13 protein-coding genes are annotated in these 11810 nt (G+C 48.2%); 7 read left to right on the plus strand and 6 right to left on the minus strand.

The features are described from left to right. Positions 1–206: 206 nt before the first annotated feature. The 5 genes from Q5691_RS26495 to Q5691_RS26515 form a co-directional block, all read right to left on the minus strand. Positions 207–611, minus strand: coding sequence for a ChuX/HutX family heme-like substrate-binding protein (locus Q5691_RS26495; protein ID WP_333213653.1), 405 nt, complete (start codon positions 609–611; stop codon positions 207–209). A 144-nt stretch (positions 612–755) separates the two neighbouring features. Further along, positions 756–1709, minus strand: a complete 954-nt coding sequence (locus Q5691_RS26500) for a PhoH family protein (RefSeq protein WP_333348107.1) — start codon at positions 1707–1709, stop codon at positions 756–758. Between the two features lie 374 nt (positions 1710–2083). Then, the gene (locus tag Q5691_RS26505; RefSeq protein WP_333085049.1) at positions 2084–2572 is read right to left on the minus strand and encodes a KH domain-containing protein; all 489 of its coding nucleotides are present in this window, start codon (positions 2570–2572) and stop codon (positions 2084–2086) included. After that, the gene (gene rpsP / locus Q5691_RS26510; RefSeq protein ID WP_333085027.1) at positions 2544–2828 is read right to left on the minus strand and encodes a 30S ribosomal protein S16; all 285 of its coding nucleotides are present in this window, start codon (positions 2826–2828) and stop codon (positions 2544–2546) included. Before rpsP ends, Q5691_RS26505 begins: the two co-directional genes overlap by 29 nt. 81 nt (positions 2829–2909) lie before the next feature. After that, the gene (locus tag Q5691_RS26515) at positions 2910–4244 is read right to left on the minus strand and encodes a D-alanyl-D-alanine carboxypeptidase (protein ID WP_333213649.1); all 1335 of its coding nucleotides are present in this window, start codon (positions 4242–4244) and stop codon (positions 2910–2912) included. 352 nt (positions 4245–4596) lie between these two features. On the opposite strand from Q5691_RS26515, the gene plsX reads away from it, so the two are divergent. The 5 genes from plsX (at position 4597) to Q5691_RS26540 (ending at position 10155) form a co-directional block, all read left to right on the plus strand. Next, complete coding sequence (plsX, locus tag Q5691_RS26520) at positions 4597–5646, plus strand: phosphate acyltransferase PlsX (RefSeq protein WP_333311521.1); 1050 nt, start codon at positions 4597–4599, stop codon at positions 5644–5646. 162 nt (positions 5647–5808) lie between these two features. Continuing rightward, positions 5809–6810: a beta-ketoacyl-ACP synthase III gene (locus Q5691_RS26525; RefSeq protein ID WP_333213645.1), complete on the plus strand. Its 1002-nt coding sequence runs from the start codon at positions 5809–5811 to the stop codon at positions 6808–6810. 402 nt (positions 6811–7212) lie between these two features. Beyond that, positions 7213–8094, plus strand: coding sequence for an ACP S-malonyltransferase (gene fabD, locus Q5691_RS26530; protein WP_015175203.1), 882 nt, complete (start codon positions 7213–7215; stop codon positions 8092–8094). A gap of 392 nt (positions 8095–8486) precedes the next feature. Continuing rightward, positions 8487–9200, plus strand: a complete 714-nt coding sequence (locus tag Q5691_RS26535; RefSeq protein WP_333213643.1) for a PspA/IM30 family protein — start codon at positions 8487–8489, stop codon at positions 9198–9200. 10 nt (positions 9201–9210) lie between these two features. After that, positions 9211–10155: a phosphate ABC transporter substrate-binding protein gene (locus Q5691_RS26540; protein ID WP_333311519.1), complete on the plus strand. Its 945-nt coding sequence runs from the start codon at positions 9211–9213 to the stop codon at positions 10153–10155. Here Q5691_RS26540 and Q5691_RS26545 read toward each other — a convergent pair. After that, positions 10136–10276, minus strand: a complete 141-nt coding sequence (locus Q5691_RS26545; protein ID WP_333311518.1) for a hypothetical protein — start codon at positions 10274–10276, stop codon at positions 10136–10138. The two genes, Q5691_RS26540 and Q5691_RS26545, sit on opposite strands and share 20 nt — an antisense overlap. A gap of 134 nt (positions 10277–10410) precedes the next feature. Here Q5691_RS26545 and Q5691_RS26550 point away from each other — a divergent pair, with 134 nt between their 5' ends. Together Q5691_RS26550 and Q5691_RS26555 are read left to right on the plus strand one after the other, a co-directional pair. After that, complete coding sequence (locus Q5691_RS26550) at positions 10411–11049, plus strand: lysophospholipid acyltransferase family protein (protein ID WP_333348110.1); 639 nt, start codon at positions 10411–10413, stop codon at positions 11047–11049. Between the two features lie 154 nt (positions 11050–11203). Next, positions 11204–11737, plus strand: a complete 534-nt coding sequence (locus Q5691_RS26555; RefSeq protein WP_333213635.1) for a hypothetical protein — start codon at positions 11204–11206, stop codon at positions 11735–11737. The last annotated feature ends 73 nt before the right edge of the window (positions 11738–11810 follow it).

Genomic DNA, 11810 nt, shown 5'->3' on the forward strand with positions numbered 1-11810 from the left:
GTCGCTTTTATCAACAAGGTATGCGGGCTGCAACCCTGATTCGGTCTATCTCCTAGGCCTCTTTGTCACCCCCCCAGATTTTATACCATTTTCATAAACAGGCAAGATGCCTGTTGCACAAAAATAAATGTTCTGCTTGTGGGGAGTAGGGGTTGGGCATCCTGCCCGCCCCCAATATGCAATTTAAAGGTGGAAAAACCTATCTTTTAAAGAGCCTCAACAGGTGCAGGTTCCCAAACCTCCCCGTATTTTTCCTTCAATTCGTGCCAATTTTCCACCTGTCCTGGTTCGTATTCCCCCGGCTTTCCCCACTGCAAAAACGCGCTCAAAGCAGCCTCATTTTGTTCGTCCAGAAAACGGATTACATAAGTAGTGAAATTGCCTCTTTTTGCCTCACCAGTTTCAAACTTCACCTGTTTAATTTTGTCCATATTCAAGTGAAACTCAAATATTTCGGCGTGCATATTGGCATATTTACCCTTCGGCAACTCCGCATAAAACAGCTTGTGAATTGAACCGCGCACTTCCAGTACCGCCGCGCTGCTAGTCACGATTAAACGCAGCGTTCCCAATTGTTCGCAAGCTTCCAAGAATTCTTTCAGATTAGGCATAATTTAATTTGGGAATTGGGAATTGGGAATTGGGAATTGGGAATTGGGAATTGGGCATTGGGCCCAAGAGCATTGGGCATTGATTATTGGTAATTAAAAACAACAATAACTAACAACCAACAACTACTGACTAATGACTAATGACTATGTTTCGTGCAGTTCGTAAGCAGCGACAATCCGCTGGACTAGAGGATGTCGCACCACATCCGCCTGAGAGAATTCGCAGAACGCAATGCCCTCAACGTTGCGTAGAATGTTTTGGGCGACTGACAATCCCGACTGTTGGTTTGGTGGCAAATCTGTTTGAGTGATATCCCCCGTTACTACCATTCTCGATCGAAAGCCCAGACGAGTCAACACCATTTTCATCTGAGCCGGCGTCGTATTTTGAGCTTCGTCCAAAATTACGAAAGCATTGCTGAGAGTGCGGCCCCGCATATAAGCTAAAGGAGCTACTTCTATCAAGCCTCTTTCCATTAAATCGGCCATTTTTTCAGGGTCGATCATTTCTTGCAGGGCGTCGTAAAGCGGGCGCAAATATGGATCGACTTTTTGCTGCAAATCTCCCGGCAAAAACCCTAATTTTTCGCCAGCTTCCACGGCTGGTCTTGTTAAAATTAGCCGTTCGTACTGCTTGCTCAACAGGGCTTGCACGGCGAAAATAGCCGCTAGAAATGTTTTGCCAGTACCAGCGGGGCCAATGCAAAATGTCAGGTCGTGCGTGCGTACTGCTTGGACGTATTGCCGCTGCTTGAAGGTTTTGGCTCTAATTTCTTCGCCGCGGCGGGTTCTGGCGAGAACGTCTCGCTGCAAGTCTTGTAAATCGCCTTGGCGGTTGGTATCCAAAGCTTGGCGCGCCGTCTGGATTTCAACTCCGGTAATATTTTTGCCGGATTTCCAATAGTCGGAGAGCGATCGCACTAATTTATGACACAATTCTACTTGACTTTTTGTGCCAGAAATCAGCAGTTCTTGCCCTCGCATTACCAGGCTAGCACCGGTTTGCTTAGAGATCATTTTCAGGTTTTCTTCTTGATTACCGGCCAGCGACATTGCACTTTGAGTGTTCGGTAACTCTATTGTTAGTTTTTCATTCATGCCAACATAATCTCCTCCAAATAAGCAATTAAAAGTTAACAACTAAACGTTGAACCAGTCACTATTTGCGAACAAAAAGACGCCCGTTACTAGGTTTTACCTAGTATCTAAGGCGTCTTTTAGATTTAGCTCCCAAATGAGTTTGGTGCTTGAGGCACAAATCAAATCTCCCTTCTATTAAGTCAGGCACTTTTAGATTTTAGATGGGAAATTTTAGATTTTAGATGAACCTGATGCCGCTGACATTTGAAATTTAAAATTTCACATTTGTTTCCGATCGCAAAACCGGCAATTTCAAACCAAACGCGGCTTGTAATACAAAGTCTACAACAGGCAATCTAAAATCTAAAATTCTTTCTTAGCTCTGCAGTTAGTTAATAACCGGGAGTATTTCTGCTCGTTCTAAACGTAGGTGTGTTAGTACGGCGAGGTTGTTCTCTCGGAGTTCTGCTAGCTAAGGGACTCGGCGACGGAGGTGGCGTCCGGGGTCGGAAGTCGCCTCGCGGCTCCCGCGAGCCACGATCTGGGCGGTCGCGATCCGGGCGATCGCGATCGCCCCTGGGCGGGCCCGATCCACGATCGCCAGCTTCACCATCGTATATATCTAAGTAGAGGGACTGACCCGCCGTCTGCGCCACCGCTTCGAGCGTAGTTCTAATTGCCTGAATATTGCGTCCGCCCCTACCGTAAACCCGGCCTTTGTCGGGATCTTCAAAAGCAAGCCTAACCCAGACCCGCGATTGGCGCGGGTGCAGTTCGCAATCAACCCGCAAAGAGCCTGGGGTCTCTAAAAAAGGCCCAATTAAAAACTTAACCAGTCCAGCATAGTTGGGACTAGCTGACTGTTGCTGTGCTGGATTCAACGTTGGCTCCGGCTCCGACTTGTTCAAATACATGGGCTTTTCTCAGGATGTCACGCACAGTGTCAGTTGGCTGAGCGCCGTCTTGCAGGCGCTTGACAATCGCTGGAACATCCAGCCTGGTTTCGTTATTTCTGGGGTTGTAATAGCCGAGCTCTTCTAAGGGACGGCCGTCGCGGCGGGTAGAACTGTTCATCGCTACAATCCGGTAGCTTGTCTCGCGTTTTTTCCCGTATCTCTTCAATCGCAGTTTGATCATCTTCTTGCACAATAGTCTTGTTTCAATTCTAAGCTATTTTGTCAGTGCTCCTTCCCCGAACCCCAACTCAACCCCTATTTCTTAACCTCCGACCAAAATATCGCTACGATTTGCTGCCCCTAAGGCAGGTCTGGCGCCGTCAATGTGCGGTGTAATTGCTACTGGCAAAATCGATACAGTTCCCCACTGCTGCACCAATTTTTGCAAAAATATATCTTGCTGTGCTCTCAAAGAGTCCCAATCGGTGCCGCGATTAATAATTGCAAACCACACTAAACCCCGATCGCGCGTGGGTATGGCTCCAGCCAAAGCAATCACCGTGTCCAAAGTACCAGTTTTCACCACAGCCGATCGCGGAATGTGTCGGTGTTCCAAAGTTCCTCGATCGCGCCCGGACACCGGAAACAAGTCAGCAATCGTCAGCCCAGTCGTCTGAAGGTTGCGCCCGATCGCCTGCATCATCCCACAAGCCGCCCTCGGAGACATCCGATTTTCCACTCCCAATCCCGAACCGTTAACTAATTGAAGTTCCTCCTCCGGCACCCCCGCAGCCCAAGTCGCTTGCTGCTGCACTATTTTTGCCCCGCCCAAATCGTCGGCCAGCATCTGAGCTATTTCATTATCACTGTGGACGTTCATCTGCTTGAGAATTTCGGCTAAAGGGAGCGATCGGCGCTTCAGCAGCAAACGCCCCGAAGTCACAAATTTCTCAGCAATGACGCTGCCGGCCACCGTTACTTGCGGCTTTCTAGTTCCCGGAGCCATCTTAGAATACATTGCCACCACGTCCGCAGGCCAATTGCTACCCTCAAGAGCTTGCCGCAGTATCTCCCCCGCGGCCAAAGGATCGGACTGATAATTCATGCGAAAATTGCCTGTCACCACCAAATTCCCTGCCACACGATTGATACCCATTTGATTGAGAGCATTGCCAACGGCGATCGCCTCCTCCCACACAAACAGCGGATCGCCCCCGCCGCTGACCACCAAATCTCCCTGCAACACCCCATTCCTAATCGGCCCAGTTCCCCGGAACCGCGTTTCAAACTGATAATCAGGGCCCCAAGTCTCCAGCGACGCCAGAGAAGTTGCAATCTTAGTCAGCGAAGCCCCAGGCATCAGCGTCTTCCCCTGCTGACTTACCAGTGGCACCATTCCCGCTTGCACCCAAATTCCCTGATTTCCATCAATCAGGTTTTTGTCTTTCAACTCTTTTAAATATTCCCGCACTGTCGCTTCTGCAGGCAAGTCTGGATTTGCCGCATTTATTCGCCCAAAAGCCAAATCTTCGGCCACCACTAACCCGGGTATCCCTCCCCGCCAAGCCAGCACTGACGCAGCATTAGGCGCGGCAGTGCCTACCCCAGCCATGTCCAGCCACAGAGACATCATCCCTGAGCTAAATAAATCCAGCATTTTTTACTCCTAAAGTCAATCGATTTGAGATTTGAGATTAAAGAATTGAAGAAAGCGCTCCCACTGATAAATCCGGGGGCAAGTGATGAGGATGGGGAGCTTTTTTCTTGCTCCACGGATGAATCCGGCGTTCCCGGACTAAAGTGCTTGCGGTCATGTAAACTATTTCATTGATTTTTTCAATATGCCGTCAAAAATAGTAAAGTAGTGACAAAACAAGTTCTATCAGAGTAGTCGGAAATAAGAATTGTCCGATCGCCCTAGCGAGCGGATTTTAGTTCTTTATTCAGACTTATGGATTCACGCTCCTGACTTCCTGGTAGAATTTTTAGTGTTTCTCAAACATTGGTCAATGGGATCGACACGCGCAAGAATTGCAATAGACGCTATGGGTGGGGATCATGCCCCCGCCGAGGTTGTAGCTGGAGCGCTTAAGGCACAAGAAGAATTAGGCGTAGAGATTTTGCTCGTGGGCGACCCGCAGCAAATAGAAGACTCGCTCCGGCAACAAGACGCGCTCGGCCGCGTCTGTACAGGTCAGCTAGAAATCGTTCCTTCTGAAGGAGCGGTGGAAATGCACGAAGAACCTTTGAGTGCCCTCAAACGCAAGCCCAACGCTTCGATTAACGTAGCGATGAACTTGGTAAAGCAGCAGCAAGCTGATGCTGTGGTGTCCGCCGGTCACTCCGGCGCGGCAATGGCTGCTGCCCTGCTCAGGTTGGGCCGGCTCCCCGGAATCGATCGCCCTGCGATCGGTGCGGTTTTGCCGACAATGATACCGGGCAGCTCTGTACTCATTCTCGATGTTGGCGCTAACGTGGACTGCCGCCCCAAATTTTTGGAGCAGTTCGCTCTTATGGGAACTATTTACAGCCAGTGCGTGCTGGGCGTCGCCGAACCTAAAATCGGCCTGCTCAACATTGGCGAAGAACCTTCTAAAGGCAACGACGCCGCAGTGCGAACTCACCAGTTATTGGTGGACAACCCGAACATTCCTTTTGTGGGCAATGCCGAAGGCCGCGACGTGCTGTCGGGGAAATTCGACGTGATTGTCTGCGACGGGTTTGTAGGCAACGTGTTGTTGAAGTTTGCCGAAGCTGTGGGCGAAGTCGTAGTCCAGGTGCTTAAGGAAGAGTTGGTCAAAGGACTCCAACATCAAATGAACGACCCTATGCTGCAAAAAAGCTTGCAAGGATTCAAGCAGCGGGTAGACCACGTTGAACACGGCGGCGGTTTGCTATTGGGCGTTGCTGGAGTTTGCATTATCAGCCACGGTTCGTCTCAAGCTGGCTCGATTTTTAATGCCATTCGTTTGGCGAAGGAGGCTATTGACAACCAAGTGCTGGAGCGAATTCGATCGTCCAATAACCAAAGCGCTCTGGAACAAGAAGCTGTGAATTAGAGGCAGTAAGTAGGAATTAAAAATTAAAAATGTAAAATTAAAAATGTCAGCTTAAACCAACTGTTTTGCTTAAAAAAAGTAATTTCAGAAGTTTAAAAAATAATTTTAATTGGGAGTTTTTAATTTTTAATTTCTAGATGGATCGCTCATAAATGGAGAGGAATGTTGCAGCAATCAGGGTTCGGCATTGCCGTCACAGGTAGCGGTTCTTGTACACCGCAGGTTTCGCTGGATAATAACGGTTTGAGTCAGATAGTAGAAACTTCTGACGAGTGGATTGGCGCGCGGACGGGCATTCGTTCCCGCAGGCTGGCGGACGATCGCACTTCTTTGTGCGATTTAGCCACAGAGGCATCTCAAAAGGCGATCGCCATGGCAGAAATTTCGCCGACAGATATCGATTTAATTATTTTGGCGACTTCGAGTCCTGACGATTTGTTTGGCACTGCCAGTAAAATTCAATATCAATTGGGCGCGACAAAAGCTGTGGCTTTTGATTTAACAGCAGCTTGTTCGGGCTTTATTTTTGGTTTAGTGACAGCCTCGCAGTTCATTCGGACAGGGGTTTATCAAAATGTTTTGCTGATCGGAGCAGATATTTTATCTCGCTGGGTGAATTGGTCGGATCGGGGTACTTGCATTCTATTTGGAGACGGTGCAGGTGCGGTGGTATTGCAAGCTTCAGAAGTCGATTCCTTTTTGGGATTTGAAATTCGCAGCGACGGCACACAAAATTCGTCTCTCAATTTGGCTTACAAAGCCGAGTCAAAAGAATTAATTGAGGGCGTCAGCGTCGGAGTTGGCGGATTTGAACCCATCACAATGAATGGTCAAGAAATCTATCGCTTTGCCGTGAGAAAAGTGCCGGAAGTCATAGAAAAAGCTATGTTTCGGGCCAATATCAGCGTCGCCGAAATTGACTGGCTGTTGTTGCACCAAGCCAATCAGCGGATTCTTGATGCAGTTGCCCAAAGGCTAAAGATTCCCCCCGAAAAAGTAATCAGCAATTTGGCGAATTACGGCAATACCTCAGCCGCTTCAATTCCCCTTGCCTTAGACGAAGCCGTGCGTCTGGGTAAAGTTAAAGCGGGCGATACTATTGCTGCTGCTGGTTTCGGTGCAGGTTTGACTTGGGGGGCTGCGATTTTTCAATGGGGAAGGTAATATTTGGCGGCCGGCTGTAAACTTGCTCCGGTTATTGTCGGGAGTTCGATCGAGTAAAATACAAATCCTTTAACACGCCATACATAGGGCAAGGTTCGCAGCGGTGCACCAGCCGGACAGCAGTTATTGACAAGGGCGTGCGGAAATGGAACATCCTCTATTCTTCGATCGACTTTCCCCGGTTTGAAGGTTGAAAATTGTGCTACGCCTATTAATCAAATTAAAGTAGCAAAAAAAAATAAACCTGGTAAAAATCGCAGTTAGATGTTAGAATTATGAGTCGCGAGTAGAGAGTTCGTTAACCGAAAGATAGCGGATACCAGCGAGCGAACTTAGAAGCGGGAAAGAAAGAATTTTTGCAATCACCAATTAGCAACCACCAATTAGCAGATTACCGGAAAAATGACTAAAACAGCATGGGTATTTCCCGGACAAGGTTCCCAGGCGATCGGGATGGGTGCAGACTTATTAAACTTGCCAACAGCCAAAGCCAAATTTGAGCTCGCTAAAGAAATTTTAGGCTGGTCTGTCCCGGAAGTTTGCCAAAAAGAAGAAGCAAAACTATCTCGGACTCTCTACACTCAGCCTTGCTTGTTCGTAGTAGAAAGTATTTTGGCCGACTTAGTGCGAGAAAAAAGCGATCGACCAGCGGTAGTTGCCGGTCACAGTTTAGGAGAATATGTTGCCCTCTACGCAGCAGGCGTCTTTGACTTTGAAACCGGATTACGCTTAGTCAAACGTCGCGCCGAACTCATGGACACTGCCTCCGGCGGTCAAATGGTGGCTTTGATCGGGTTCGACAGGCAGGAACTAGAACTGCAAATTCAATACAGCCGAGACGTGGTGCTGGCAAACGACAACAGCGAAGCACAAGTCGTGATTTCTGGAACGCCCGCAGCAGTAGAAGATTTGCTTGCCAAAATCAAAGTCAAACGCGCCGTTAAATTGAATGTTTCCGGTGCTTTTCACTCTCCCCTGATGGCATCAGTGGCTGCCGAGTTTCAACTAGCCTTAAAGTCTGCAAGGTTTTCCGATGCTAAAATGCTGGTGCTCTCGAACGCAGAACCGTCAGCCACTACCAGCGCAGCCACTTTAAAGCAGCGGTTGACTCAGCAGATGACCAAAGGCGTGCGGTGGCGAGAAATTTCCCTGCAATTGCCACAACAAGGAATTGATCGGGTAGTGGAAATTGGCCCCGGCAAAGTTCTCACAGGTTTGATCAAACGGACTTGTCCCGATTTAGCATTGGTAAATGTTAGCAGTTTTGCAGATTTACCCGCTTAATCTATTTTTAGCCTGTTATTAAACGGCAGGTTATAAAATTGAGAGTTAATCGATCCGAAGATTGCCCAAAAACGAATCGCAAAACAGGCAAATCCGAATATTGCCTGTTTTGCAAATTGGGGATAGACGATCCAGACAGTTAGACAATATTAATCAAAAATCGAGAAATCGATCGACCTGACCGAAAGCATCCATGATACAAGCCCCCGGATTCATCCGTCCAGAAATAAAAAACCTGTATCCGATAAAGGATCTCCCGAATTTATCCGTGGGGTCAATGCTTCAATTCTAAAATCTAAAATCTAAAATCTAAAATCTAAAATCGATTGACGGGGCGATCGACAAATCCTGATATACACTAGGCATAAAAACCAAGCTTATCTGCTACTTATATGAAAAAAGTCCTTTACTGGTTGATGGGCGACAAGGCAGGCAGAACCATAGTAGGTGCCTGGAACTGGATGTGGGGACTGCCCGTAGAATCCGGCGGCCAGGTGTCGGTGGCGGTAGCCGAAGAGTCACTGCGATCCATGCAAGAATCAGTGCAAAAGCTAGCAGCAGCAGTGTCCACCCAAGTTGCAGCCTACCAGCGCGCCAAAACGAAATATGAAGAAAAAGTTAGGGAAATGCAAACCGTAGAGCGCCAAGCCATCACAGCCCAGCGCAATGGCAACGAAGAAGCAGCTCGCTTGGCAATGGCGAAGGTAATTCAGACAGAACAAATTCTGCCGCAATTAGAATCCCAAGTAAAACAAGCCGAACAATACGTCAACGCTTCCAAAGACAAGCTAAATCGAGAACGGATGAAGCTGGAAGCTTACAAAACCGATATGCAAAATATGAAAGATATGGCAGAGATTAACGAAGCCCTCGGAGCCATATCCAAAGTCAACAACGACCTCAGTATAGATTCAGCTCGATCGCAGTTTGAGCAAGCCAAAAACGCCGTCCACGGCCGCAACCTCAAACAGCAAGCTTTAGCAGAAATATCTGAGAACCCCCAAGAAAGACTTCAGGCCGAATTAGAAAATATGACCTTAGACGATGAAGTTAATCGTAGGTTACAAATGTTAGACGACTCCAACAACAAAGAACTTCCCAGCTAAGGACAATTTTATGGCGAAGAGCGGGCCTCCCCCCATAGTTTTTATCCTGTTATTTCTCTTGCTAGCCGGTGGCGGTTGGTTCTTTTTTCTCAACAAACCAGCGTCGCAAGATGTTAGTAACAATCCCCCCACTCCCACACCTGCAGGCGATGTCGTCCCACTTCCCGTCGCGCCAGTAGTCGGCGGTGCTTCTTCGCCTGTTGCAGCTAGTTCCTTTGCGCTTCCAGCTTCTGTTCCTGCGGGTACGACTGTCAGGATTCAAGGTTCTACCAGTATGGTGACAATCAACCTCAATCTTAAGAATGGCTTTCAAGCCAAGTTTCCTGGCACTAGAGTTGATTCCCAAGCTAACGGTTCTGCAAAGGGAATTCAAGATTTGGTGGCAGGAACAGCCGATATTGCTGCGGTATCGCAGCCTTTGACGGCTCAACCACAAGGTCAGGGTTTGGCAGCGGTGCCTGTTGGCCTAGATACGATCGCCATTGTAGTTGGCATTAACAACCCTTTCAAAGGAGGTTTAACCTCGGCTCAAGTTCAAGATATTTTTAAGGGAAATACTCAAGACTGGTCGAAAGTCGGCGGCCCGGCGGGCCCGATGAAAGTAATTAACAGACCCGCAGTTAGTGGCACTCACCAAACGTTTAAAGAACAAGTGCTCCGAGGTGGCGAGTTTGGCACGACGGCAAATATTACCACGCTCGATCGAGATGCGACAACTCCCCTGCTGCAAGCTTTAGGCAACAACGGCATAGGCTATGCGACTTTCGCTCAAGTCGTCAATCAGAAAACGGGGCGCGTTGTTCCAATCAACGGTGCGACTACGGATGCTGGTAACTATCCTTACCAGCGGAAGTTGTACTACGCCTACAAAAATCCTCCTAGCCAAGCAGTTAAGGATTTCTTGGGCTACGCGACTTCTTCGGAGGGACAGAAAGCTATGCTGGCCGGAAATTGAGCCTTTGCAAAGAATTCGCCAGAATAAATTCTGGCGCTACACCAGCTTGCAAAGCGGTTTCAACTGCCGAATCATCTAACAGCACGACGCGCATAAACACGGATACAGTGATGATAGTCAACTTAGCCAATTAGCTAAACAGTGCGATCGCTGGGCCTATCCGTGTATCCGTGTCAAAATCCGTGTAGTGCTACTTTTTTGATTGCTGAACTGATAGGCTAATATTCGATGTAATTTAAAATTTAAGGTTTTTCTGTGAGCAAAAGTCGCGAACCAGTTGAAAGTTTACTTCTCTACTATTTATTTAAATGGTCAATTGTCAGCCCGATGCTGCACCTGTACTTTCGAGGCCGCATCTACGGTGCAGAAAATGTTCCGACAGAAGGGCCGGTGGTGGTAGTCAGCAATCACGCCAGCGATTTTGACCCTCCGATTTTGTCGAATTGCATGAGGAGGCCCGTCGCATTTATGGCAAAGGAAGAGTTATTTAAAGTTCCTATTTTGAAGCAGGCAATTACGCTTTACGGTGCTTATCCAGTTAAGCGGGAAAGTGCCGATCGCAGTGCAATTCGCTCGGCTATCAACTCTTTGGAAAACGGCTGGGCGACGGGTGTATTTTTGCAGGGAACTCGCACGCCAGACGGCAGAATTACTGAACCGAAATTAGGTGCTGCGCTGATAGCTGCTAAGGCAAAAGCGCCGCTGTTACCTGTTAGTTTGTGGGGAACTCACGCGATTTCGTCGAAAGGTTCTGGAATGCCGCGTCCGGTGCCGCTGACGGTGCGAATTGGCCAGCTAATTGAAGCGCCCGGTTCGTCGGATCGCGAGGAGTTGCAAGCGCTGACTCAAAGATGTGCGATCGAGATTAATGCCATGCACGATTTGGGGCGCTGATTTTATAACTGTTGTTGCTGTTTTTCAGGTTATATCTACAGATAGATGAATGCTGAAGATAAACATCGAAAAATATCAATATAACTGATTGAAAACAAGCGCAATAATTAGGCTTGAATTTGAGTTTAATTGGACAGGAGATAAGAAGAAAGATATGGTAACAAGCAATCAAACCCGCGCGTTGGGATTGTTTTCTAACCGCGAAGAGGCAGAGCAAGCTCTGACAGAATTGAAATCTTCCGGGTTTCCAATGGATAAAGTTTCGGTTGTTGCTAGGGAGGCAGGCGAGTCTGTAGGCGAGACTCAAACGATCGCTCAGGTAGGCGATAAAAATCTAGACACAGGAGCAGGAGTGGTAGCAGACACTCTGACAAATAGTGCTTTAGCCACCGTGCTAGTGGGTCTCGGAAGTTTAGCTATTCCCGGAATCGGGCCGATGATTGCAGCGGGCACTTTGGGCGCCTCACTGGTGGCTAGCGTAGCAAGCACTGGCGTCTCAGCGGCAGCTTTCGGTGGGGTGGTGAAGGCCTTGACTGACTTGGGAATTCCCGAAGAAACAGCTAGAACTTACACCGATCGCCTGCACGCGGGCGATTATTTGGTAGTAGTAGATGGCGCTGAGGATGATATTAGTCGGGCCCAAGGGGTTTTCAGCAGTCGGGGTATTCAAAATTGGGGCGTTTTTTAAACTGAAGTTCCCCCATTGACAAAAGGCGTCGGAGTATGTAGGGTAAACCTTTGGAGGATTTTGACTCCGGTTT

The organism is Microcoleus sp. w1-18aA5, from assembly GCF_036701705.1.
Classification (GTDB): domain Bacteria; phylum Cyanobacteriota; class Cyanobacteriia; order Cyanobacteriales; family Microcoleaceae; genus Microcoleus.

Bases quoted from the DNA above. Each gene is read 5' to 3' on its own strand.
- Q5691_RS26495 (WP_333213653.1), bottom strand. From the start codon at position 611: ATGCCTAATCTGAAAGAATTCTTGGAAGCTTGCGAACAATTGGGAACG.
- Q5691_RS26500 (WP_333348107.1), bottom strand. From the start codon at position 1,709: ATGAATGAAAAACTAACAATAGAGTTACCGAACACTCAAAGTGCAATG.
- rpsP (WP_333085027.1), bottom strand. From the start codon at position 2,828: ATGATCAAACTGCGATTGAAGAGATACGGGAAAAAACGCGAGACAAGC.
- Q5691_RS26515 (WP_333213649.1), bottom strand. From the start codon at position 4,244: ATGCTGGATTTATTTAGCTCAGGGATGATGTCTCTGTGGCTGGACATG.
- plsX (WP_333311521.1), top strand. From the start codon at position 4,597: ATGGGATCGACACGCGCAAGAATTGCAATAGACGCTATGGGTGGGGAT.
- Q5691_RS26525 (WP_333213645.1), top strand. From the start codon at position 5,809: ATGTTGCAGCAATCAGGGTTCGGCATTGCCGTCACAGGTAGCGGTTCT.
- fabD (WP_015175203.1), top strand. From the start codon at position 7,213: ATGACTAAAACAGCATGGGTATTTCCCGGACAAGGTTCCCAGGCGATC.
- Q5691_RS26535 (WP_333213643.1), top strand. From the start codon at position 8,487: ATGAAAAAAGTCCTTTACTGGTTGATGGGCGACAAGGCAGGCAGAACC.
- Q5691_RS26540 (WP_333311519.1), top strand. From the start codon at position 9,211: ATGGCGAAGAGCGGGCCTCCCCCCATAGTTTTTATCCTGTTATTTCTC.
- Q5691_RS26555 (WP_333213635.1), top strand. From the start codon at position 11,204: ATGGTAACAAGCAATCAAACCCGCGCGTTGGGATTGTTTTCTAACCGC.